The following is a 23,128-nucleotide window of genomic DNA, read 5'->3' as shown; positions in this document are numbered from 1 at the left end:
CCGGACCGCGGGTCAGGGGGTCCAGGCGGGGTCGCGGCCGGCGAGGCCGAGTGCGCGGTCGAGCGGCGGGGCGGTGTCCGGCACCGCCACCTCGGGGCCGAACGCGCCGTACTGCCGGGCCATCTCGGCCATCGCGGAGACCTGGTCGAACAGTGCCCGCGCCAGTTCGTCGTCGATCGGGGCCTTCTGGCCCGTCGCCGCGGCCAGGTCCCAGGCGTGCAGCAGGACCTCCGCGAACATCATACCGCCGACGAACCGGGCGGGCATCGCCGCCGCCTTGGCGATCCCCGTGTCGCCCTCCCAGGCGGCAGGCTCGGACCAGGCGGCCCCGGCCGCGCGCACCCCGGCGGTGTACCGCTCGGCCCAGCCCGGCTCGGCCGTGAAGTCGGGGTCCTCCGCCGGGGGCTCGGGCGGCGGCGTCTTACGGGCCGCGGCCTCGGAGCGGGCTCCGGTCCAGTGGATGAGATGGTTCAGCAGCGCGCGGACGTCGTACTCGGGGCACGGGGTCGGCAGGGCGAGCCGGTCGGGCCCGATCCCCTGGACCACCGTGACCGGCGCCTCCGCGGCGCGCGTCATCAGTGGGCGAAGCTCCATCGTCGTCTCCGTGACTCGTCTGGTGGCAGGCTGACACCGTAGGCCGGTCGCGGCCGGCCGTCTTGAACAAATGCGACACTTGACCACATGGCCGACGCAGCGCCCCAGGCCGATCGCGCCATCCTCCACCGCCGCGCCGCGCTGGATCGCTTCCACGTCTCCCGGCGGGCGCCCGCGGAGGATCTCGCGTGGATCGCCGACTATCACTGGATCCTGCACTGGGATCTGGGAGAGGGCGGATCCCACCGGCAGCAGGTCCTCACCCATCCGTCGGTGCACATGACGTTCCTCAGCGACGGGCAGGCCCGGGTGGTGGGCGTGGTCCGCGGTGTGTTCACCGAGACGATCGAGGGCCGGGGCCGGGTCGTCGGCGTGCGCTTCCGGCCCGGTGGCTTCCGGCCGTTCCTCGGTGCGCCGGTTTCCACGATCACCGACCGGCGGGTCCCCGTGGAGGACGTCTTCGGCCCCGCGGCGCGGGCCGCCGCCGACGCGATCATCGCCGCGCCGGATCCCGGCGACGCGGTCGCCCTGGCGGAGGATCTCCTCCGTTCCCGCGCGCCGCGCGCCGACCCCGTGGTCCTCGAGGTCGGTGACGTCGTGGACCGGATCGCCGCCGATCCGGCGCTGACACGGGTGGACCGGGTGGCCTCCTCGGCGGGGATGGGGACGCGGCGTCTGCAGCGGCTGTTCGCCGACTACGTCGGGGTCGGCCCCAAATGGGTGATCCGCCGGTACCGCATGCAGGACGCGGCGGACCGGGCGGCGTCCGGAACGGACGTCGACTGGGCGGCCCTGGCCACCGAGCTGGGATATGCCGACCAGGCCCATTTCACCCGGGACTTCACCGCCACGATCGGGATGTCGCCCACCCGGTACGCGCGGGCATGCGCGGACCGGCGCTGATCCGCCCCCGGTACGCGCGGGCATGCGCGGACCGCCGCTGATCCGCCCCCGGTACGCGCGGGCGTGCGCGGACCGGCGCTGATCGGCCCCCGGTACGCGCGGGCGTGCGCGGACCGGCGCTGATCGACCGCGGTGCGCTCCGGCCGCCGCGACGGGACCGTGACCGCCTCACGTAGCATTTGATGGACGACGACGCCTGCAGAAGGACTGTTCCCAAGGTGAGCACCGCTACTGAACCCCTGCGCGCGCTGCTGTTGGAAAGCATTCACTCCGACGCGGTCGCCTCTCTTGAGAAGAACGGCTACGCCGTCGAGACGGTGGATCGCGCCCTCGACGAGAACGAGCTCACCGCCCGTGTCGCCGGCGTGCACCTGCTCGGCATCCGGTCGAAGACCACGATCACCGACGCCGTGCTCGCCGCGGCTCCGGAGCTGCTCGCGATCGGGGCGTTCTGCATCGGAACCAACCAGATCGACCTGTCCGCCGCCTCGCAGCGCGGCGTCGCGGTGTTCAACGCGCCGTTCTCCAACACCCGCAGCGTGGTCGAGCTCGTGGTGGCCGAGATCATCGCGCTGACCCGCCGGCTCCTGGACAAGAACTCCCTGATGCACGCCGGGGTCTGGGACAAGTCCGCGGAGGGCGCCCACGAGGTCCGGGGCCGACGGCTCGGCATCATCGGCTACGGCAACATCGGCAGCCAGCTGTCGGTGCTCGCCGAGAGCCTGGGCATGAGCGTGTTCTTCTACGACACGGCCGACAAGCTCGCGCTGGGCAACGCCCGCCGCTGCGCCAGCATGGAGGAGCTGCTCTCGGTCGCCGACGTCGTCACCCTGCACGTCGACGGCCGGGCCGGCAACAGCGGCCTGTTCGGCGAGGCGGAGTTCGCGCGGATGCGGCCCGGCAGCCTGTTCATGAACCTCTCGCGCGGGTTCGTCGTCGACCACGGGGCGCTGCGGCGGCACATGGAGTCCGGGCACCTGGCCGGCGCGGCCATCGACGTGTTCCCGCACGAGCCGAAGGGCCGTGGTGACGAGTTCGTCTCGGAGCTGCGCGGGCTGCCCAACGTCATCATCACGCCGCACATCGGTGGTTCGACGGAGGAGGCCCAGCAGGACATCGGGCAGTTCGTCGCGGGCAAGCTGCAGGACTTCGTGGCGACGGGCAACACCGCGCTGAGCGTCAACCTGCCGACCGTGTCGCTGCCCGCACCGGCGGAGGGGCACCGCCTGACGCACCTGCACCGCAACACCCCGGGCGTGCTGGCCACGATCAACGGCATCCTCGCCGACCACGACGTGAACATCGAGGGCCAGCTGCTGGGCACCCGCGGGGAGATCGGCTACGTCATCACCGACATCGGCACCCGCTACACGCCGGACGTGATCGAGCAGCTGCGCGCGCTGCCGACGACGATCCGGCTGCGCCTGCTCTCCTAGGGCGTGTCCGCGCCGCCCGTACGCGACGAGCGTACGGGCGGCGCGTCGCGTCAGGCGATGTTGAGCTCGGGCTCGGCCGCGATCTCCGCCTCCTCCGCCGCGACGGCGGCGTTGACCTCTTCGCCGGACACGGCGATCCGCACGGCGAAGTAGTAGACGGCCAGGGAGAACGCCGCGACGGTGAGGATGTCCACCCACTCGGGGAGGATCTTGCTGCCGCCGTAGCGGCCCAGGAACCCGATGACGATCATCCCGCCGAGCCAGGGCCAGACCCACAGGGACGCCGCCCAGTTGAGGGGCGCGCGCTCGGCCTGCGGCCTCGTGACCCGGGTCACCGTGAAGATCACCAGGCCGATCACGATGGCGAGCCCCAGCTTCCACTCCGCCTGGAAGCTCGACCAGTAAATGATCAGGTTGGCCGCGATGAACGCGACCGGCGCGAGGACCCGATGCGCCGGGAGGCGGTACGGACGCGTGCGTTCGGGATCGCGCAGCCGCAGGGCGCGCAGGGCGATCGGCCCGAACGCGTACATGATCGCGGTTGCGGATGTGACGAGGCCGACCAGGGACTGCCAGCTCGGGAACGGCAGGAACGCGATCTCACCGACGACGAAGGCGATGAGGATCGAGACGATCGGCACGCCCTTCTTGCTGACCTTGGCCACCGGGCTCGGCACGGCCTTCTCCCGGCCGAGCGCGTACGACAGCCGGGACGACGTGGCGGTGTACACCAGGCCCGTGCCGGCCGGGGAGATCACCGCGTCCGCGTAGAGCAGTGCCGCGAGCCACGAGGCGCCGGCCCCGATCGCGAGGGTGGCGTACGGGCCGAAGTCGCCCTTGCCGACGGGATTCGCCCAGCCGTGCGCGAGGTTGGCGGGGTTCAGGGCGCCGATGAAGGCGATCTCCAGCAGGATGTAGACGATGGTGCCGATCGCGGTGGCCGTGATGACCGCTCGTGAGACGTCCTGCTGGGGTTTTCTCGCCTCGCCGGCCATCTGGATCGCCTGTTCGAAGCCCTGCAGGGCGAAGACGACACCGGCCGGCAGCGCGGCGAAGATGCCGTGCGCGCCGAAGGGCATGAACCCGCCGCCCGCCTTGAAGTTGGACGCGTGGAAGGTCAGCAGCAGGAGGACCACCACGGTGAGCAGCGGGATGGCCGTCTTCCAGATCACGGTGATCGAGTTGGACTCGGCGAGGAACTTCACGCCGACGATGTTGATGATCGTGAAGAGGAGCATGAAGACGGTCGCGACCGCGAGGCCGGCGCCGGTCAGCGTCCCATCGGTGTGCAACAGGGTGATGTTGTCCTTCACCCAGCCGATGTGATTGCAGTACGACAGCGTCGCCTCGACCTCGATCGGGGCGATCGCCACCGCCTGCACCCAGGCCATCCAGCCGGCCGCGAAGCCGGCCAGCGGTCCGAACGCGAAACTCGGGAACCGGGCGGTGCCGCCGGCGATGGGATACGCCGCGCCGAGTTCGGCGTGCACCAGGGCGAGGAGGGCCAGCATCACGGCGGCGAGGATCCAGGACAGGAGCGAGGCCGGACCGGCGATCGTCGCCGCGGTGAGCGCCCCGAGCAGCCAGCCGGAACCGATGATCGATCCGAGCGATACGAACATCAGTCCCCAGAAACCGACGTCCCTCCGTAGGTGTCGTCCCGAATCGACGGATCCGGTGGTCGTGGGCGCCATAGGGCCCCCTTTCACGAGGTAAAACCGGCGTATGGTGGGCCCGATCCACGCATGCCACGTCCCGCCCCACGTCGGGCCAACCGACTTAAAGGGTGTTAATCGACGTTAGGGACAAGCCGTATTGCGCGTCAACGTCGCAGGCAGACTAAATCGATCCAGCCGAGAATGCAAAAGATGAACCAGCAGCTCAGCGAGGCATACGGCGATCACTGCGACCAGCGTGGCAGACGCAATGGAAAAGCCACCATGACCTGCGATTTCCCATCCGCAGACCATGGCGCGCTTTTAGTAGAGTAAAAAGCGATCTACCCGATTTTTACTGTCTATACGACTCGGCGAGATCGTTCGAAAAAGGGGCGAAACCTTATCCGCAGGGGCGGCGGACGCGCAGTCGCCAGAGGGAGGTCACCTCGGCGGCGCGAGCGGCGTGCAGCGGATCGTCCTCGTCGGCGGCACGGGGGTGGCGCGGCCGTACGTCCGACCGGCCGACGACCTCCAGCCCCGCGCCCTCGAAGGCGCCGAGCAGTTCGGCGCGGGAGCGCAGTCCCAGATGTTCGGCCAGGTCGGAGAGCACCAGCCAGCCTTCGCCGTCCGGATCGAGATGCCCGGCCAGGCGGTTCAGGAAGCCGAGGAGCATCCGGCCGCCGGGATCGTAGATCGCGCGCTCGATGGGCGAACTCGGCCGCGCCGGCACCCACGGCGGATTGCACACCACCAGCGGCGCGCGTCCCGGCGGGAACAGGTCGGCCTCCACGACCGTGACCCGGTCCGCCAGGCCGAGCCGCGTGAGGTTCTCGCGGGCGCACGCGAGCGCCCGCGGATCCTGGTCGGTCGCCACGACCCGCGCGACGCCCCGACGCGCCAGCACGGCGGCCAGCACCCCGGTGCCCGTGCCGATGTCGAACGCCAGCGCCTCAGCGGGCAGCGGCGCCTGCGCCACCAGGTCGACGTACTCGCCGCGCACCGGCGAGAACACCCCGTAGTACGGGTGGACCCGATCCCCCAGCGCCGGGATCCGCACGCCGTTCCGGCGCCACTCGTGTGCGCCGATCAGCCCCAGGATCTCCCGGAGCGAGGTTACCGACGGCCCGTCACCAGGGCCGTACGTCTCCGCACAGGCCCGCCGTACGTCGGGCGCCCGCCGCAGCGGGATCGTGTGGTCGGGTTCGAGCGGCACGAGCAGCATGCCGAGCACGCGGGCCCGCTGCGACTGCGCCTGACGGTGGAGATGGAACGCCTCGGCGGGCGACGGCGCCGGCCGATGACGCCGTTTCCGTACGACCCTGCGCGGGCGGCGGTCCGCGCGGCGTCCCATCGCGGCGAGCAGCTCGCGGGCGCCCACGAAGTCACCGCGCCAGAGGATGGCCGTGCCCTCGCACGCCAGGTGGTAGGCGTCGTCCGCGGTCATCCCGTCGACCGCGACCGTCACGCGCCGGGGCGGCGGCGCCCCGGACTCGGACCGCCAGCGGGCTGAGAACGACGTCCCCGCCTCGGTCCAGCAGACGATCTGACGCGCTTCCACGCTCCGCTCCATTGGCAGGAGGCTATGGGGAGGCGGATCTCCCCTCAATCGAATTACCCGGGGGCGCTCCGCGTCTTACCGGTAACAAACTTATTCTTTTCCGGTCGAAGACGAAGACCGGCTGCCGTGATACGGGTTAAATTGAGTCGCACCTGGCGGGGGCTTGGAGGTGTCTTGGCCGAGCGAGCACGGCTGCCGTGGGGCGTCGACGCCCACATGCCGACCGACGCACGCGTGTACGACTACGCGCTCGGTGGCAAGGACAATTACGCCGCGGATCGCGTTCTGGCCCATCGGATCCTGTCCGTGGCCCCGGAGGCCCGAAACCTGGCGGCGGAGAACTCCCGCTTCGCGCGGCGCGCCGTCCGCCACCTGCGAGCCGCGGGCGTACGCCAGTTCCTCGACATCGGCTGCGGCCTGCCCAAACGCGTCAACGTCCACGACCTGGCGGGTCCCGAGGCCCGGGTCGTCTACGTCGACTACGACCCGGTCGCCGTGACGCACTACGAGGCGACGCTGTCCGGCGGGTCGTCCGCCGCCGTCGTCCACGCCGACGCCCGGCACCCGGAGCGGATCCTCGCCGACCCGGTCGTCACCGACCTGATCGACTTCGGCCGGCCGGTCGCGCTGCTGTTCACCTTCCTGCTCCACGTCATCGACGACGAGGAGCAGCCGGCCCGGATCGTGCGGCGGTTCCGCGACGCGGTCGCCCCGGGCAGCCATCTCGTGATCTCGCACGCCACGTTCGAGGGGAAGACGCCCGAGGCCGTCGAGGCGGTGGAGGACATCTTCATGGAGCTGCGCGAGTCGCTCACGCTGCGCGGACGAGAGGCGATCACGGGATTCTTCGACGGCTTCGAGCTCCTCGAGCCCGGCCTGGTCCTGGCCCCCGACTGGCGGCCCGACCGCCCGTACCGCACACCGTCGGGCTGGCTGCTCGCAGGCGTCGGCCGCAAGCCCTGACATCGGAAAAGGGCGGGGGCGCCGCGCGCCCCCGCCCTGCCCTCACCGCACCGTCAGCGAATGTTCTTCGGACGGTACGGGTGGTACTGGCTGCCCTTGCTCAGCCCGTACGTGAGGATGCGGTGGTCGGTGCCGTAATGACCCCGCTGCTCGTAGGCCCAGTAGCCGACGATCTTCCCCTTCGAGTTCCGGACCCACTTCTCGAAGATCACGACGTGCCGGGTGTTGTTGTCTCCGGTGGAGTCGATGACCAGGTCGCCCTTCAGCAGCCCGGACATCCTCCTGATGCGGTTCGAGTAGGTCCTCGACGCCAGTGCGACCGTGTTGGCCCCCGGCTTCGACAGCCCCAGTGCCATCGACACGTACCCGGAGCAGTCCGTGCGGTAGCCCCCGTGGTACTTCTTTTGGCTGTACGGGATCCGGTTCTTCGAGTGCGGGTGCCAGGTGTTGGCCCGCAGGATCACGTTGCGCCGGCTGATGGGGGCGGCGGCGGCCGAGACGTCCTGCGCGGCCGGCTGGGCGGCGGCGTGGAGGGCCGCCGGGGCGGCGGGGGCCGCGGTGGCGCCGCCGGGCAGGCCGAATGCGGCGACACCCAGCGCGGCGGCGGCACTCAGCGCGGCGGCGCCGATCCCGATGCGGAGCGTACGAGACGCGGTCATGGAACTCCTTCGTCACGATGATGGGGCTTCGGCCGTTCGGCGAGCGTTGTATGAGTCGCGGCGTTCGGCCAGCGGTCACGTTAGGGAGAAAGGCCGCCGATCCACCATGGGCGTCGGCCATCCAGGGACAGAGCACGCGTCTCCGAAGCTCTGAACAGCCGAGACATCCGCGTTACGGGACAGGCGGGAGACAATGGGACAACGGATTCCAGATCCCGGCGGACACGGATTCACTTCACAGCCACGCTTTGTTGATCTCGGTGACTACGATCGGCGTCCGGATGCGCCGAATGTGGTGAACCGCACAGTGCCGCTCCGCGTCATAGGCACAATCGACTTTCGGCCCGAGTCGAGGGGGAGCATTGGATCGCCGCCAGATGACGCGTACACGCGTAAGCCGGACCCGACAACTGCACCCATTGTCGGATAATCTCCCCCAAACCACCCGGAGCCTGCTGGAGGAGCTGCGCGCCCTGAAGGACCGTTCCGGGTACGACCTCCGCGCGCTGGAGGGGAAGACCTACGCGAGCCGCTCTTCTTGGGGACGCTGGCTCAGCGGAGAGACGTGGATCCCCTGCGAGGCCGTCGAGACCATGGCCGAGCTGTGCGGCGGCGACAAACAGCGCCTCCGGGCCCTGTGGTACCGCGCGGACGACGACCGGCGAATCCCTCCCGCCCCGGAGCCTGCCGTCGAGGAGCCGGGGGGCGCGGCGTCCGACGTCGCCTTGCCGCGGGGAGCGGCGCATGACACTTCGTCGCAAGGAGCGGTTCCCGATGGCGCCACGCCGGAGGGTACGGCAACGGCGAGGGACGGCATTTCGCTGGAGGGTGCGGCGCGCGAGCATGTCCCGGCGGCGGGGGTGGCCCGTGACGGCACCTCGCCGAAGGGGGCGGCGCGCGACGGCATCTCATCGGAGGGGGTGGCGCGCGACGGCATCTCATCGGAACGCTCCGACGCGGCGGTGTTCCGGCGGCCCGGCGGTCCGAGGCGAAGACGGATGCTCCACATCGGCATCACACTCGGCTGCTCTCTCGCCGCCGCCGCCGTCGGCCTCGCCGCCGGGCTGTCGCTCCGGCCGGCACCGGCTCGGCGACCGCGTCCGGCCCCGACGTACGCGCAGTGGATCACCCGGCCGCAGATCCTCGCGCGCGCCCGGACCTGGCGCCCGCACAGTGACCAGCGCATCCCGTACGACATGTCGAAGAACCGCGGCGGCTACCGTACGGACGGCTCCGGGTACGCCTCCATGGCCCTCGGCCTTCCCGCGCCGGGGCCGAACTCCACCGACCTCGCCTGGGGCGGCTACGCCCGGCAGATCCCCTCGGCGAAGCTGCTCCCCGGCGATCTGATCATCAATGCCACCGGCCAGGCGAGCACCCGGCAGGTCGCGATCTTCGAGAAGTGGGCGAACACCGCGCACACCTCGTACTGGGTCTATCAGCAACGCCGCGCATACGGCACGGATCACCTGGTGCTCCGCTACGCCCTGTCCGCGACCAGCCCCTACCGCCCGTACCGGCCGCTGAACATCAACGAACAGCCGACGGACGCGCCCTCCTCCTGAGCCGCCCGGCCCCGGGCCGCGACCACGGCGGCCGGCAGATCTTGAGACAATGACGTATGGGCTTGATCTCGACAGTCGGCATCGTCCTGCACCCCGAACGCGACTGTAAGGGCGTGATCGGCAGGATCACCGGATGGGCGCGCGCCCGGAACGCCCAGGTCCTCGGCGTACCCGGTGAAGTCGCCCGCATCGACGGCGAGGTCACCGCCGTGGAGCCCGGCGACCTCGCCGACCGCGCCGACCTGATCGTCAGCCTGGGCGGGGACGGCACCATGCTGCGGGCCATGCGGCTCACCTGCCGTCGGCGGACCCCCGTCCTCGGCGTCAACCTCGGCCGTCTCGGTTTCCTGGCCGAGATCGATGTCCCTGAGTTGGACGCGGCGCTCTGCGCCATCGACGAGCACCGCTTCACCATCGAGACGCGCACCGGGCTCCAGGCGACCGCGGGCGGAGTGGACTCGGTCGCCTTCAACGACGTCGCCCTGGCCCGCGTGCCCGGGCACGGCTTGATCGTCGTCGAGGTGTGCGTCGAAGGAAACCCGTTCGTCCGGTACGCCGCCGACGCCGTCGTCGTGGCCACGCCCACCGGTTCCACGGCGTACAGCTTCTCCGCCGGCGGGCCCATCATCTCCCCCAACGCCGAAGGGCTGCTCGTCACGCCGGTCGCCCCGCACTCGGCGTTCAACCGCGCGCTGTTCCTGTCCCCGCAGGAGAAGCTCTCGCTGCGGGTCCTGCCGACCAGCGGCGCCGTCGCCGTCGAGGCCGACGGCCGGCTCATCGGCAACGCGAGTCCCGGCGACGTCCTCAACCTCACCGCGCTGCCCGCCGCCGCCAGCGTCGTACGGCTCGGGCAGACGACCTTCTACCAGCGCGCGCAGCGGCGCCTCCGGCTCACGGGCTCGGCCGAGGCAGGCTGACGGGCGTGAGGGCTCTAGGGTTCGGTCGTGGACCGCGGCTGCCTGCCGCGGCGCGGCCGCCTGCCATGGGGCGGCCGTCCTCTCGAACGGACAGGAGTACGAATCGATGATCCGTCGCTGGAGCCCTGCCGGTGTCGCGCCGCCCGTCGCGCAGTACAGCCACCTGGCAGCCGTACCGGCCGACCACGAGCTGGTCTTCCTCTCCGGCCAGCTCGGCCTGCTGGAGGACGGGACACTCGCCGGCCCGGACGCCGAATCCCAGACGCGCCAGGCGTTCGCCAACATCGGCCGGCTCCTCGACGCGCTCGGGGCCGGGCCCGCGCACGTGGTGAAGCTGCTGACGTTCGTGTCCGGTACCGAGCACCTGCCCGGCAGCCGGGCCGCGCGGGAAGAGGTCTTCGCGGACTGGTACCCCGACGGCGACTGGCCCGCCCACTCCCTCATGGTCGTCGCCGCACTCGCCAGGCCGGACCTGACGGTCGAGATCGAAGCCGTCGCCGCCATACCCCGACGCTGACGCGGCCGACCCGTCGGCGCGGCGCCGCTCCCCCGAGCAGACCTGACGGTCGAGGTCGAAGCCGTCGCCGCCGTCCCGCGCCGATGAGCGACGCTCGGTAGGGGGTCCCCGGACGACGGCGCCGACACGCGGCTTCAGTCCGGGCGAGCTGCAGACGGCGTCAGCGCGGCGGAGTCCACCATGGCGTCCAGAGGCGGGCACCGTCCCGGTCCCGGAGTCGTCGCAGGAAGGACAGCACCCCTGGGGTGCCCATCGCCCAGCTGCCGCTCGCCCCTTCGAGCGTGTTGTCGGGGAGGACCGGTCGCTGCAGGTCGCCACCGCTCCTGGTGAGGATCAGCTCGACCACGTGCTCGGCACCGCGCCAGAACTCCTCCTCCCCGGTCGCCAGGGCGACGTCGATGAGCATGTCGCCGATCCCGGCCAGCCCGCAGCACTGCGACACGACCCACGCCTGAGGGGCGATCGCCAGGCACGCGCGGGCGCCCGCCCTGGCGGGCCGCAGGTAGCGCTCGTCGTCGTACGCCCGCGCGGCATGCAGCAGCGCGGTGACGATCCCGGAGAGCCCCTGGCACCAGGACGCCCCCATCGGCCGGGCGGCGGGCTCGCGCAGCACCCGGGCCAGGGTCGCGGCCTCGTCGGCGAGCGTGTCGAACCGTCGTCGCGCCGCCTCTCCCGCCTCCGGGTCCCCGGTGGCCTGGTGGTAGGCCAGCAGGAACACCGCGATGCCCGCCTCGCCGTGGGCGAAGCCGGACTCGGTGGCCACTCCGGTGCCCGGCTGGGCGGGCGCGACCGCGTCCTGTGTGTCGCGGACCTCCCCGGCCAGAAGCCGCCGCGCGCATTCGGCGGCGACGGCCGAATGGTCCGATCCGGGATCCAGGTCCGCCAGGAGCAGGTGTCCGGTGCCGATCCCGGCTACGCCGTGCACGTAGTCGCCGCGTTCGGTGTCGCCGAGGCCGATCGGTTCGCACCCGGGAACGTCGGCGCCGAGCAACCGCCGCGCCGCGCTCAGGAACAGCGCCGTCCCGGTGCGGCCGAAGTACAGCGCCGAGGGCAGCGACGTCGGCGGGATCACCTGGGCGGTCCAGCGCGCCAGCTCGCCCGCCACGGCCTCGGTGTCCGCGTGGTGCAGTAGCTCCATCCCGAGGCCGGACGACCCTCCGTACACGTGCGTCACCGGCGGCGAGGAGCGCCGGGGGTCCGCCGGGCCCTCCATCATCTTCTCGGCGAACCGCACGCACTCGTGTGTCGTGTGCGCGATCACCGCGTCGAGCAGGACAGCGGTGAAGCGTGGCGGTGCGATCCCCGCCGCACCCGCGGTCGGCCGTCCCGTACGGTGCCGTCCGTCCCGGATGCCGGCCACGGCCGCGGTGCGCTCGGCCGGGTCGAGGCTGAGCAGGCGCGGGATCAACCCCCGTACGCCGGTCGTGACCCCGGGGAAGAGCGCCGCCAGGCTCATCAGGGTGCGTTCGAGGTTGCGGGCCGGATCGGGGTCGACACCGATCGGGTGCATGCCCGTGGCCGCGAAGAACAGGACGCCGCCGAGCGCGAAGTAGTCGTCGGCCGGTTCGGACGGGCGGCCGGTGTGCTGGTCCGGCACGCTGTAGCCCGGGGTCCAGCCGGGGATCTGGAAGCCGTCGTACCTGCTGTTGCCGAAGTCGACGAGCGTGCAGTGGAGATCGTCGTCCAGCACGACGTTCTTCGGCGACAGGTCGCGTACGACGACCCCACGGGCGTGCACGGCGTCGAGGAGGCCGACCAGCTGTGTGGCGAGGACGGCCAGGTCACGGCCCGTACCGGGCGGGTCGTCGGCGAAGATCCCGTGTTCGTTCACGAAGCGGTTGAGGTCGCGGTTCCCCTCCTCGGTGATGACGAGGTACTCGTCCTCTTCGTGCCGGAAGTGGTCGATCAGGCCGGGGACCCCATCGACCCCCGCGAGCGCCTCCAGGATGCGGCGTTCGTTGCGGATCTGCAGCCGCAGGTCCATGCCGTCGGCGTTCTCCCCCACGTACGCGCGGGCCTCTTTGACCACCACACGGCGTCCCGACACGGTGTCCTCGGCACGGTAGACGTTGCCGCGCGCGCCGCGTACCACGCCGGAGGTGAGCCGGTAACGGCCGCCGAGGGTCGGCGCGTCCTCCGGCACCCGGTGTCCATCCTCCGGCCGGCCGCCGCCGGCGCCCGGAGCACCGTCCGGCCGCGCCGAGCCGCCGGGCGCCCGGGACGCCGGTCCAGGGAGGGTTCCCGCGGTGCCGGTCGCCGGATCCGGTGCGCCCTGCTGGAAGGGGTCGGACGCCCACGGCGGGCACCGGAACTCCGGACCGGCGGCTCCGGGGAGGAACTCACCGTCGGGGCCGATCAGCACGAGCTCGTAGTCGCCGTTCTCATCGACGCGATACTGCGGCACGAAAGGTCCGTATCGGTAGTAGACGGGCGCGCGCCGGTGCACCCGGCGATCACTGGGCACCCTCGGCGCGGCGAATCCGGCGAGCGCCGCCGCGAGCACCCGTCCGATCCGCACGACCCGGTCCTGGGGCGGGTACACGGTCACGGCCTTGCCGACCGCGCCGGGATCGACGTCACCGGAGTTGAGCTCGCGCAACACCTGCTGAACCCGGTCCTCTTGCCGCTACTGCTGATCACCGCCCTGCCGGATGGATGGGCGGCACTGCGCGCCGCCCGCATGCGCTATCTGGCGTTCCGCAGGATGTCCCGGGCACGGCGCCGCAAATTCATGCTCTCGGACCTGATGGCCGAGCGGCCGCCCGCCGCCGAGGTACGCGCGTTCGGCCTGCGCCCCTTCCTCCTCGGCGAGTACGACCGGATCGCCGATGCCGAACAGCAGGTCGAACTCGACGTCGCCCGGCAGCAGACCACCACGAGGGTCGCCGGCGATCTCCTGACCGGCACCGCCACCGGCCTGGTCTACGCGGCGCTCGGCGGTCTCCTCGCCGCTGGGGTCATCCCGCTCGCCGTCACGGGAACGGCCGTGCTCGCCATCCGGGCCGGCCAGTCCTCCCTCGCCGCCCTCATGCCGGCCCTCAACAAGCTGTACGAGGCCGGCCTCTACTTCGGCGACTACCTCGACTTCTGCGCGATGGCCCGCGAACGCGTCCCCGCCCGGCGTTCCCTGGCGGCGCCGGAGTCCTTCGACCGCATCACCGTCGAGAAGGTCACCTTCACCTATCCGGGCTCCGGCACGCCCGCGCTGCGGGACGTCGACCTGACGATCCGCCTCGGCCAGGTGATCGCACTCGTGGGGGAGAACGGTTCCGGCAAGACCACGCTCGCCAAGCTGCTCGCCGGCCTGTACGCGCCCGACTCCGGCAAGGTGCGCTGGGACGACATCGATATCTCCGCGATGGACGGCGACACGCTCCGCGAGCGCATCGCGGTGATCGCGCAGGACCACACCCGGTGGCCGCTCACCGTCCGGGACAACATCCTCATGGGCCGGTCACCCGACGAGGACCAGCTGGCCGACGCCGCCCGGACGGCAGGCGCCGACCAGGTCGTCACCCGGCTCCCTCAGGGGTACGACACGCTGCTCGACCGTAGGTTCGAGGGCGGGCACGAGCTGTCCGGCGGCCAGTGGCAGCGGATCGCGACGGCCCGCGGCTTCTACCGCGACGCGCCCTTGATGATCTTCGATGAGCCGACCTCCGCGCTGGACGCGCGCGCCGAGCACGCCCTGTTCGAGCGCATTCGCGACCACGCGCAGGATCGCACGGTCGTGCTGATCACGCACCGTTTGGCGAGCGTCCGCTACGCCGACCACATCTACGTACTCGACGACGGCCGGGTCACCGAGCACGGCACGCATCTCCAGCTCATGCGCGCCGAAGGCCTGTACGCCCAGCTTTATGAACTCCAGGCGGCCGCCTACCGCGCGGCCCCCGACCTGCAACCGGGCTGACCCGGATATTCTCGCGATGTGGCGACGCAGACCGGTGGCGGTTCGATCGACAAGGCGCTCACGGTGCTGGAGGCACTGGCCGAGCACAGCCGGGTGACCGACATCGCGGCCGGCACCGGGCTTCCGAAGTCGACGGTGCACCGCATCCTCCAGTCCCTGGTCGGGTGGGGGTTCGCCCGCACCGACGGCAACGGCGGCTACCTCCCCGGCCCGCGGATCCTGACGCTGGCGGGCAAGGTGATGAGCCGATTCGACCCGGCGCAGCACGCCGACTCGGCCCTCCAGGTGCTGCGCGACCGTACGGGCTTCACCGTGCACTTCGCGATCCGGAGCGGTGACGAGGCCGTCTACGTGCGCAAGCTCGAGGGCCTGCGGCCGTACCAGATGGGCTCCCGGGTCGGCATGAGCCTGCCGCTGCACTCCACCTCGATCGGCAAGGCGATCCTCGCCCGGCTGCCCGACCAGGAGGTCACCGCGATCACCGCACGGACCGGCCTGGCACCCCGCACCCAGCACACGATCACGGACGTCGGCGCGCTGATCGCCCACCTGGGCGAGGTCCGTCGGTGTGGCTACGCGATCGACGACGAGGAGAACGAGCGCGGCATCCGCTGTGTGGGCGCGCCGATCTTCGACCACACGGGCGCGGTGATGGGCGGGATCTCCATCTCCGGTCTCGCGTTCGAGGTCGACCCGGGCGACCACACCCTCATGACCGAGGTGGTGACCGCCGCGCGGGACGTCTCGCTGGCGATGGGCGCGCCGCCCGACCGCGTTCCCACCCCCGCACCCGCCTGAACCAGCTCCGGTGGTGCCGTCGCCGCGCAGCGGCGGCCCGGAGCGCGCGCTCACGGACGTCGCATACACGGCCGACGGCCGGTCGCTGCCGTTCAGCGGCGAGAGCGTACGCCGGTCGCCGCGCGGAACGTCTCGCCGGTGATGGGCGCGCCACCCGAATCCGTGCCCCCGCGTGGTTTCTCAGGCTTGGGCGAGGAGCCGGTCGATCTCATCGGCGGTCGCGACGCGGCCGGTGCCGCCCTGGCCGCCGAGGCAGATCGACGCCGCCGCCGCGCCACTGCGGACGGCGTCCACGATCGACGCGCCGCGTGCGAGGCGCGCGGTGAGCGCGCCGCCGAAGGCGTCTCCCGCGCCGGTCGCATCGACGATCTCCGTGGCGGGGATGGCCGGCAGGTGCCGCCGATCCTGCCCGCTCGCGAGAAAGACCCCGTCGGCGCCGCAGGTGACCGCGACGGCCGCCGCGCCCAGGTCGAGGCAGGCCTCGGCGGCCTCCTCGGGATCGGTGGTGTCCAGCAGCGCCGAGGTGTCGGTGGGGCAGGACGGCAGGAGCAGTGCGGCCCTGGGCGCGACCTTCGCCAGGATCTCGCGCGCGGCGGCGGGCGTGGTCAGCCGGCTTCGGAAGTTGGGGTCGTAGACGACCTTGCCGCGGGCCTTCTCGGCCGCGTGCACGACGGCGGCGGCGCAGGAGTCCGACAGTGCGGCCGTGATGCCGCTGAGCAGCACCGCCTTCGCCTCCGCGACAGGGGCGCGGTCCACGTCGGCGGGGCCGAGCCGGGAGGCGGCGCTACCGGAGCGCAGGTAGGCGAAGGCGCGGGTGCCGAGCGGGTCCGCTCCGACGACGTACGCGCCCGAGTGGCCCGGTCCCCGCCACATCCACCGGGTGTCGATGCCGTGGCGGGCGGCGAAGTCGACGAGGCGGTCGCCGAACTCGTCCTCCCCTGTGCGGGTGACGAGGGCGACGTGGGCCCCGGCGGCCGACGCGGCGATCGCCGCGTTGAGCGCGTCACCGGAGAAGGACAGCCGGAAGGTCTCCGCGTGGGTCAGCGGGTCGGCGGCCGAGAACTCGACCAGCGGCTCCCCGACGATGACGACGTCGGGCACGTCGCCGCGGGTCACCTGGCCACCTCGATCATCTCGCGTACGGCCTTGGCCGGGTCGGGCGCCTTCACCAGGTCGGATCCGACGCCGACGGCGTACGCGCCCGCGTCGAGGTAGGCGGGGACGTCGCGCAGCGCGATGCCGCCGGTGGGCACGACGCGCGCGCCCGGCAGCACGGCCAGGACGGAGCGCAGGTATGACGGGCCGCCCACGTGCGCGGGGAACAGCTTGGCGATGCCGCGTCCGGCGGCCGCGGCGACCTCACCGGGGGTGAACCCGCCTTCGAGGAAGAGCGTCCCGGTCTCGCCGACGGCCGCGCGGACCGCCTCGGCCGGGTAGGGGCTGACGAGGAAGTCGGCGCCCGCGTCGAGCGCCCGGCGGGCGTCCTCGGCGGTCGTCACGGTGCCGGCCCCGAGCACCGCTGCCGGGTGGGCGCGGCGCAGGCCGGCTAGGGCGTCGGCCCAGCCGGGCGTGGTCGCGGTCAGCTCGATGACGTTCAGTCCGGCGTCGAGCAGCGTCTCGGCGGCCTTGACGGCGCCTGCGGCGTCCGGCGTTCTGAGCACCGGGAGCACCCGCGCCGCCCCGATCGCCCGTTCGATCTCCACCCGATCCATCCGACCGCCCTCGTTCTATACAGCGGGACAACGTTCCATAACCAATGATAAATGAGAAGCGGATCGAACGCCTCGTGGCTATGGTGCTGGCAGTCGGATGATCTACCACCCCTGGGACCGCCCATGACCGAGCGCGGCGAGGGCGCCGAAGGCACCGCCCGTACGAGTCCGACGCGGTGGTGGGTTGGTCGGGCGAGGAAGGAGGGTCCATGACCGAGATCCTGCTCGCCGGCATCGTCGGCTCCACCGCGTACGGCCTTGCCACCCCCGACTCCGACATCGACCGGCTCGGCGTCTTCGCCGCGCCGACCCGATCCCTGCTGGGACTGCGGACCCCGCGCGAGTCGATCGTGACCACCTCTCCCGACCGGACACTGCACGAGGCCCGGAAGTGGTGCGACCTGGCGCTGGGCGGCAACCCGACCGTCATGGAGCTGGTCTGGCTGCCGGACGACCTGTACGAGACGCGCACCCCGTTCGGCGACGAGCTGATCGGCATCCGGTCCGCCTTCCTGTCCGCCAAGCGGGTCCGGGACGCCTACCTCGGCTACGCCACCCAGCAGTTCCGCAAACTGGCGAACCGCGGCGACGGCTCGTTCTCCGCCGACACCCGCCGTCGGACGGCCAAGCACGCCCGGCACTTGGCGCGGCTGGTCCACCAGGGCCGCGAGCTGTACGCGACCGGCGGCCTGCGGATCCGCCTCGACGACCCGGACTGGTACCGCGCCTTCGGGGACGGCGTGGCCGGCGGCGACATCGAGGCCGCCCGGCACCTGCTCGCCGAGGCCGAGGCCGACTTCGACCGCATCTGTACGCCGCTCCCGGACCGCCCCGACGAGGCCACCGTCGAGTCCTGGCTGCTGGCCGTGCGCCACGCCCGCTACGACCAGTGACGCCGGTGCCCGGCCGCGCGTGACCGAGGCACGGCCGCGGACCGTACGCCGGGCCCACGAGACGGGATGACTCGGGTCCCCCTGAGGCCTTCTCGTCGACTCGCTCGGACTCATCGCCGTCCGCTCGCCGTACGCCGACGCGCGGGAAGCAGGAGGACGCAGACCAGGACCCCGGTGGCGAGGAGCGCCAGGCCGGCCGTCCAGACGGCACCGTGCAGGCCGTCGACGAACAGCGTCCGGTCCGCGGCGGGGAGCCGCCTGCCGGAAGCGTGCTGCGGCAGCCGGGCGTACACGAGCGCGCCCAGGACGGCCACGCCGAGGACCTGGCCGAGCTGACGCATCGCGTTGTGCACCGCCGAGGCCATGCCGGCCCCGGCGGTGTCCACCGCGGACAGCGCGGCGGCGGTCATCGGGGTCAGGCACATGCCGATCCCGAAGCCACCGAGCGCGAGGTCCCACCAGATCGCACCGATCCCGGTGCCGGTGCCGAGCCGCAGGAGCCCGAGGACGGCGACGCCGCCGACGGCCAGCCCGCCGAGCATCGGCGGGAGCACGCCGTACCTGCCGACCATGCGGCCGGACACCGGGGCGGCGAGCGCGAAGGCGACCCCGATCGCCGCGATGTCGACCCCCGCCGTGTCGGCGGCGTCTCCGTGCACCTGCTGGAAGTACGCGCTCAGGTAGACGATCAGGCCGATGAAGGCGAAGAAGACGACCAGGCCCGCGACGTTGGCGGCGGTGAACGCGGGCCGCAGGAACAGCGACATGTCGATCAGCGGTTCGGCTCGGCGACGCTCCCAGACGACGAAGACGACCAACATCGCGATGCCGGCGGCGAACGCGCCCACGATGAGCGGCGAGGCCCACCCGAGGCGCCGGCCCTCGATGAGGCCGAACGCGACGGCCGCGAGGCCGGCCGTCGTCAACAGCGCACCGAGCAGGTCGAACCGGTGCCGGGCCGTCGCACGGGCCGGTCGCGGGATGACGCGGGCCGCCAGGACGGCCAGCGCGGCCGACAGCGGGACGTTCATCAGCAGCACCCAGCGCCAGCCGAGACCGGTGACGATGACGCCGCCGAGCACCGGCCCGACGGCCAGCGCCAGCCCGGAACTCGTGGACCACAGCCCGATGGCGGTGGCCCGGCGGCGTTCGTCGGGAAACGACAGCCGGATGAGCGTCAGGCTGCCCGGGACGAGGAACGCCGGCCCCAGCCCCTGGATCACCCGGCCGGCGAGCAGCACCGGCACCGAGGGGGCGAGCCCGGCGAGTAGCGAGCCCAGCCCGAACGCGGCGACACCCCCGATGAAGGCGCCCTTGCGGCCCCACCGGTCGCCGAGCGTTCCGCCGGTCACCAGCAGACTCGCGTAGACGAGGACATAGGCGTCGACGATCCACTGCAGTTCGGTCGCGCCGGCTCCGAGATCGGCCCCGATGGACGGCAGCGCCACGCTGATGACCGTCGTCGACATCACGGCGAGGAACAGCCCTCCGGCCGTGGCGATGAGGGTCAGCCAGGGACCCGCCGCGCCTGCCGCGGAGACCCGTTCGTGCGCTGAAACGAAGGGATGGGACGTCATGCCGACGACGCTAGGGAGATGCCCCTCATAGCGTCCAAGTCCAGTTATGCCATAACTTCATGCTTGAGGAGGCATGAGTGGAGCTACTGCAGCTGCGCTACTTCCAGACCGTCGCGCGCCGCGAGCACATCAGCCGGGCCGCCGAGGAACTGCGGGTGGCTCAGCCGTCGCTCAGCCGCACGATCGCCCGGCTCGAGGCCGAACTCGGCGTTCCGCTCTTCGACCGGCAGGGCCGCAGGATCCGGCTGAACCATTTCGGCGCCCTGTTCCTCGCACGGGTCGACCGGGCGCTCGGCGAACTCGACGACGCCCGGCGCGAACTCGCCGACGCCGCGGGGCTGGATCTCGGCACCGTATCGATCGCCGCGGAGAACCTGCAGGCCCTGAGCGACCCGCTCGCCGCCTTCCTCGGTGACCATCCGGGAGTGAACGTCCGGCTCAGCCAGTCGTCCGCGCCGATGATGCTCCGGCAACTGGCCGCGGGCGAGGTCGACATCTGCCTCGCGTCGCAGCCGCTCCCCGGGCCGCACCTGCGTTCGGTGGAGATCCTGCGGGAGGACGTGCTCCTCGCCGTCCCCCCGCGCCACCCGCTGGCAGGCCGGTCCGAGGTCGGCATTTCCGCGCTGGCCGGCGAGCCGTTCGTCACGACGCGGCCCGGCTACTGGCAGCGCAGCCTGATGGACCGCCTGTTCGCCGACGCCGGGCTGGAACCCGCCATCGCCTGCGAGGGCGACGATCCCGCCGCCATCCGCAGCCTGATCGGCGCCGGGCTCGGCATCGGGCTCCTTCCCGCCGTCGCGTACGAGGTGGCCTCGGGCCCGTCCGTCGCCTGGCTGCGGATCGACGCCCCGGACTGCCATCGCGTCCTGCGTCTCGTCCACCGCGACGACGGCTACCTCTCCGCCGCCGCACGCCGCTTCCGTGACGTCGCCACCGAGCACTTCCGCACCGCCGGCTGAGGGACGTACGGCCGAATCAGGTGCACTCTTAGCAAGGTCGTCGCCTACAGCCCGCCGGTCGCCCAACTCACGGACGCAGGAGTCGTGACCATCGGCGTCTAGAGCCGGGTGCGCCGGCCCGGGCGCAGGCGTTCCAGGCGCCACCAGGCGATGATGACGAACATCAGCCCGAGGCCGGCCAGCACTCCCATGTCGGTGGCCCAGGTCGTCGCGTCGGGGTGCCAGAGCCGGTCGTGGATCGGCTTGTGCGGCAGGTGTCCGAGGTCGACGGTCGAGGCGGCCGCGCCCAGGCCCCAGCGCGACGGCGTCACCCAGGCGACCTGTTCCAGGCCCGCCTTGCCCTCCAGCGGCATGAGGGCCCCGCAGAGGATCACCTGGGCCAGGGAGAGCAGCACCAACAGCGGCATGGTCTTCTCCGACGTGCTGACCGCCGCCGACACCAGCAGGCCCATCGCCATGGACACGATCGCCAGCCCGGCCATGGCCAGGATGAGTTCCGGGTACGGCGAGGTGAACGCCCCGTGCGCCGGCATCGGCCGGAACGCCAGCCCGATGAGGACGAGCAGCACCGCCTGCACGCCGGTGATCAGCCCCAGGATGAAGATCTTGGACAGCAGGTAGATGCCGGCCGACAGCCCGGCCGCGCGCTCCCGCCGGTAGATCGGACGCTCCTTGACCAGCTCGCGCACGGAGTTGGCGGCGCCGACGAAGCAGGCGCCGATCACCAGGGTCAGCAGCACCGACGCCGCGTCGTCGTTCTCCCCCAGGCCGGTCAGGCCGTGCGGGGCGGGCATCGCCCGGATGAGCAGCCCGACGACCAGCGGCAGCACCGCCAGCACGGCCAGGTAGCTGCGGTCCGAGCCGATCACCGCGAGGTACCGGCGGCAGAGCGTGCCGAGCTGCGCGAACCGGCCCTGCCGCCGGGGCGGCGGGGCGGCCGTGGCCCGCTCGGCGCCGGGCGTCTCGGCGTCGCCGTCCAGCCCCGACAGGACGTAGCGCGAGTAGATCGGCGCCATCCGGAACTCGGCGGCCCAGTCGCGGTCCGGCTCGCGGTCGAACGCCTGGAACACCTCCGCCCAGCTCGCCTTGCCGAAGAAGCTCAACCCCTCCTCCGGCGGGCCGTAGAAGGCGACCCGGCCGCCGGGGACGAGGACGAGCAGGCGGTCGCAGGTGTCCAGGTTGGCGACGCTGTGCGTGACGACGACGATCGTGCGGCCGTCGTGGGCGAGGTCGCGCATCATCTCCATGACGGACTTGTCCAGCCCCGGGTCCAGGCCGGAGGTGGGTTCGTCGAGGAACAGCAGCGACGGCTTGGTCAGCAGTTCGAGCGCGACGCTGACCCGTTTGCGCTGGCCGCCGGACAGGGCGTCGATCCGGGTCTGCGCGTGCGGGGTCAGCCCGAGCTCCTCGATCACCTCGTCGACCCGCCGGTCGCGTTCGGCCGCGACCGTGTCGCCGGGGAACCGCAGCTCCGCGGCGTACCGCAGCGCCCGGCGGGTGGGCAGCTGGGTGTGCAGGATGTCCTCCTGCGGCACCAGGCCGATGCGATGCCGCAGCTCCGCGTAGTGCCGGTACAGGTCCCGGTTGTCGTACCGCACGCCGCCCTCGGTCGCCGGGCGGGTGCCGGTCACCGCGCCCAGCAGGGTCGACTTGCCCGCGCCGCTCGGCCCGATCACCCCGACCAGGCAACGCTCGGGGATGGGGAAGCTGACGTGGTCGAGCAGGACCTTGCCCTTCGAGGTCCGTACGGTGAGGTCCTGCGCGACGAGGGAGACGTCACCGGTGTCGATGAACTCCCGGAGTTCGTCGCCGACGAGCCGGAAAGTGGCCCGCCCGATTCCGACGATGTCACTTTCGGTGAGCGCCGCCGAGGTGATCCTTTTCCCGTTGACGAAGGTGCCATTATGGCCGCCGAGATCCACGATCTCGTGCCGCCCGTCGGCTCTTTTCCGCAGCTCTGCGTGATAGCGGGAAACGATCAAATCGGAGAGTACGACGTCATTGTCCGGGGCGCGCCCGATTCGCAGCGGGCGGGATGGGACGTGAATGACGGAGGTCGGCTCGCGGTCGACGCCGATGCGCGAGTCGAGCACCGGCGGGACCGAGCACGCCACCTGCGGGCCGCTCTTGGCGTTGCCCAGCCGGAAGACGATCTCGCCCTCGATGCCGGCGCGCCGGATACGCCGTGTCCCCGCGAACGTACCGTTCGTGCTGTCCAGATCCTCCAGGAGCCAGCCGTTGTCGTCCGTGCGCAGGATGGCGTGCCGCCAGGAGACGCGCGGGTCGGCGATCGGAATGTCGGCCGCCGGATCACGGCCGACGGCGTACGAGCCACCGGGCCGCAGCCTGCGAACGGATTCCTTCGTCCGCACGACGAGAGCCGGCGGTGCCATCGACGAGACAAAGCCCTCGGCCGCCATATCTCCGCAGTGTAGATCGGATGCCATGAAACGCCCATCTTTCCGTCACGAGTTTGCCGTGAAAGCATTGACGGTTCCCGCGCGGT

At 71.9% G+C, this 23,128-nt stretch carries 19 protein-coding genes; 10 read left to right on the top strand and 9 right to left on the bottom strand.

What is annotated here, in order from left to right; genetic code table 11:
* Nucleotides 1–12 precede the first annotated feature (12 nt).
* The gene (locus ACYVF7_RS11695) at nt 13–594 is read right to left on the bottom strand and encodes a TIGR03086 family metal-binding protein (RefSeq protein ID WP_460338767.1); all 582 of its coding nucleotides are present in this window, start codon (nt 592–594) and stop codon (nt 13–15) included.
* A gap of 87 nt (nt 595–681) precedes the next feature.
* On the opposite strand from ACYVF7_RS11695, the gene ACYVF7_RS11690 reads away from it, so the two are divergent.
* Together ACYVF7_RS11690 and serA are read left to right on the top strand one after the other, a co-directional pair.
* Entirely contained in the window at nt 682–1,497 is an 816-nt protein-coding gene (locus tag ACYVF7_RS11690; protein ID WP_460338765.1) for a DUF6597 domain-containing transcriptional factor, read from the top strand.
* A 218-nt stretch (nt 1,498–1,715) separates the two neighbouring features.
* Nucleotides 1,716–2,933, top strand: a complete 1,218-nt coding sequence (gene serA / locus ACYVF7_RS11685; RefSeq protein ID WP_460338763.1) for a phosphoglycerate dehydrogenase — start codon at nt 1,716–1,718, stop codon at nt 2,931–2,933.
* 50 nt (nt 2,934–2,983) lie between these two features.
* Here the strand turns inward: serA and ACYVF7_RS11680 are convergent, their stop codons facing one another.
* On the bottom strand, nt 2,984–4,627 hold the full coding sequence (locus ACYVF7_RS11680; RefSeq protein ID WP_460338761.1) for an APC family permease: 1,644 nt from the start codon (nt 4,625–4,627) through the stop codon (nt 2,984–2,986).
* Nucleotides 4,628–4,991: 364 nt separating this feature from the next.
* Nucleotides 4,992–6,149 (bottom strand): methyltransferase, encoded by a 1,158-nt coding sequence (locus ACYVF7_RS11675; protein ID WP_460338759.1) that lies wholly within the window; start codon nt 6,147–6,149, stop codon nt 4,992–4,994.
* 174 nt (nt 6,150–6,323) lie between these two features.
* Between ACYVF7_RS11675 and ACYVF7_RS11670 the strand changes: the two genes are divergently transcribed.
* Nucleotides 6,324–7,112, top strand: coding sequence for an SAM-dependent methyltransferase (locus ACYVF7_RS11670; protein ID WP_460338757.1), 789 nt, complete (start codon nt 6,324–6,326; stop codon nt 7,110–7,112).
* 53 nt (nt 7,113–7,165) lie between these two features.
* On the opposite strand, the gene ACYVF7_RS11665 is transcribed toward ACYVF7_RS11670, so the two are convergent.
* Complete coding sequence (locus tag ACYVF7_RS11665; RefSeq protein WP_460338755.1) at nt 7,166–7,771, bottom strand: hypothetical protein; 606 nt, start codon at nt 7,769–7,771, stop codon at nt 7,166–7,168.
* A 419-nt stretch (nt 7,772–8,190) separates the two neighbouring features.
* Here ACYVF7_RS11665 and ACYVF7_RS11660 point away from each other — a divergent pair, with 419 nt between their 5' ends.
* The 3 genes from ACYVF7_RS11660 to ACYVF7_RS11650 all read left to right on the top strand — a co-directional run bounded on the left by ACYVF7_RS11660 (nt 8,191) and on the right by ACYVF7_RS11650 (nt 10,770).
* Nucleotides 8,191–9,336, top strand: a complete 1,146-nt coding sequence (locus ACYVF7_RS11660; protein WP_460338753.1) for a helix-turn-helix domain-containing protein — start codon at nt 8,191–8,193, stop codon at nt 9,334–9,336.
* A 56-nt stretch (nt 9,337–9,392) separates the two neighbouring features.
* Nucleotides 9,393–10,253, top strand: a complete 861-nt coding sequence (locus ACYVF7_RS11655; RefSeq protein WP_460338751.1) for an NAD(+)/NADH kinase — start codon at nt 9,393–9,395, stop codon at nt 10,251–10,253.
* A gap of 106 nt (nt 10,254–10,359) precedes the next feature.
* Complete coding sequence (locus tag ACYVF7_RS11650; RefSeq protein WP_460338749.1) at nt 10,360–10,770, top strand: RidA family protein; 411 nt, start codon at nt 10,360–10,362, stop codon at nt 10,768–10,770.
* 160 nt (nt 10,771–10,930) lie between these two features.
* Here ACYVF7_RS11650 and lanL read toward each other — a convergent pair whose 3' ends face one another.
* Complete coding sequence (gene lanL, locus ACYVF7_RS11645) at nt 10,931–13,372, bottom strand: class IV lanthionine synthetase LanL (RefSeq protein ID WP_460338747.1); 2,442 nt, start codon at nt 13,370–13,372, stop codon at nt 10,931–10,933.
* Between the two features lie 18 nt (nt 13,373–13,390).
* Between lanL and ACYVF7_RS11640 the strand changes: the two genes are divergently transcribed.
* Nucleotides 13,391–14,683: an ABC transporter ATP-binding protein gene (locus ACYVF7_RS11640; RefSeq protein ID WP_460338745.1), complete on the top strand. Its 1,293-nt coding sequence runs from the start codon at nt 13,391–13,393 to the stop codon at nt 14,681–14,683.
* Nucleotides 14,684–14,701: 18 nt separating this feature from the next.
* Complete coding sequence (locus ACYVF7_RS11635; RefSeq protein ID WP_460338743.1) at nt 14,702–15,481, top strand: IclR family transcriptional regulator; 780 nt, start codon at nt 14,702–14,704, stop codon at nt 15,479–15,481.
* A gap of 180 nt (nt 15,482–15,661) precedes the next feature.
* Here ACYVF7_RS11635 and ACYVF7_RS11630 read toward each other — a convergent pair whose 3' ends face one another.
* Both ACYVF7_RS11630 and ACYVF7_RS11625 read right to left on the bottom strand, forming a co-directional pair.
* Complete coding sequence (locus ACYVF7_RS11630) at nt 15,662–16,597, bottom strand: sugar kinase (RefSeq protein ID WP_460338741.1); 936 nt, start codon at nt 16,595–16,597, stop codon at nt 15,662–15,664.
* Nucleotides 16,594–17,193, bottom strand: a complete 600-nt coding sequence (locus ACYVF7_RS11625) for a bifunctional 4-hydroxy-2-oxoglutarate aldolase/2-dehydro-3-deoxy-phosphogluconate aldolase (protein WP_460338739.1) — start codon at nt 17,191–17,193, stop codon at nt 16,594–16,596. Before ACYVF7_RS11625 ends, ACYVF7_RS11630 begins: the two co-directional genes overlap by 4 nt.
* 209 nt (nt 17,194–17,402) lie before the next feature.
* On the opposite strand from ACYVF7_RS11625, the gene ACYVF7_RS11620 reads away from it, so the two are divergent.
* Nucleotides 17,403–18,086 carry a nucleotidyltransferase domain-containing protein gene (locus ACYVF7_RS11620; RefSeq protein WP_460338737.1) on the top strand — a complete coding sequence of 228 codons (684 nt, stop codon included), beginning with the start codon at nt 17,403–17,405 and terminating at the stop codon, nt 18,084–18,086.
* Nucleotides 18,087–18,196: 110 nt separating this feature from the next.
* On the opposite strand, the gene ACYVF7_RS11615 is transcribed toward ACYVF7_RS11620, so the two are convergent.
* Nucleotides 18,197–19,663, bottom strand: coding sequence for an MFS transporter (locus ACYVF7_RS11615; protein WP_460338735.1), 1,467 nt, complete (start codon nt 19,661–19,663; stop codon nt 18,197–18,199).
* A 77-nt stretch (nt 19,664–19,740) separates the two neighbouring features.
* Here ACYVF7_RS11615 and ACYVF7_RS11610 point away from each other — a divergent pair, with 77 nt between their 5' ends.
* Nucleotides 19,741–20,622: a LysR family transcriptional regulator gene (locus ACYVF7_RS11610; RefSeq protein WP_460338733.1), complete on the top strand. Its 882-nt coding sequence runs from the start codon at nt 19,741–19,743 to the stop codon at nt 20,620–20,622.
* A 98-nt stretch (nt 20,623–20,720) separates the two neighbouring features.
* On the opposite strand, the gene ACYVF7_RS11605 is transcribed toward ACYVF7_RS11610, so the two are convergent.
* Entirely contained in the window at nt 20,721–22,994 is a 2,274-nt protein-coding gene (locus tag ACYVF7_RS11605) for an FHA domain-containing protein (RefSeq protein ID WP_460338731.1), read from the bottom strand.
* Nucleotides 22,995–23,128 lie beyond the last annotated feature (134 nt).

This window comes from Actinoallomurus acanthiterrae, assembly GCF_054775715.1.
The sequence above is the reverse complement of the archived record's forward strand: the minus strand, read 5'-3'. Positions and strand labels throughout refer to the sequence as shown.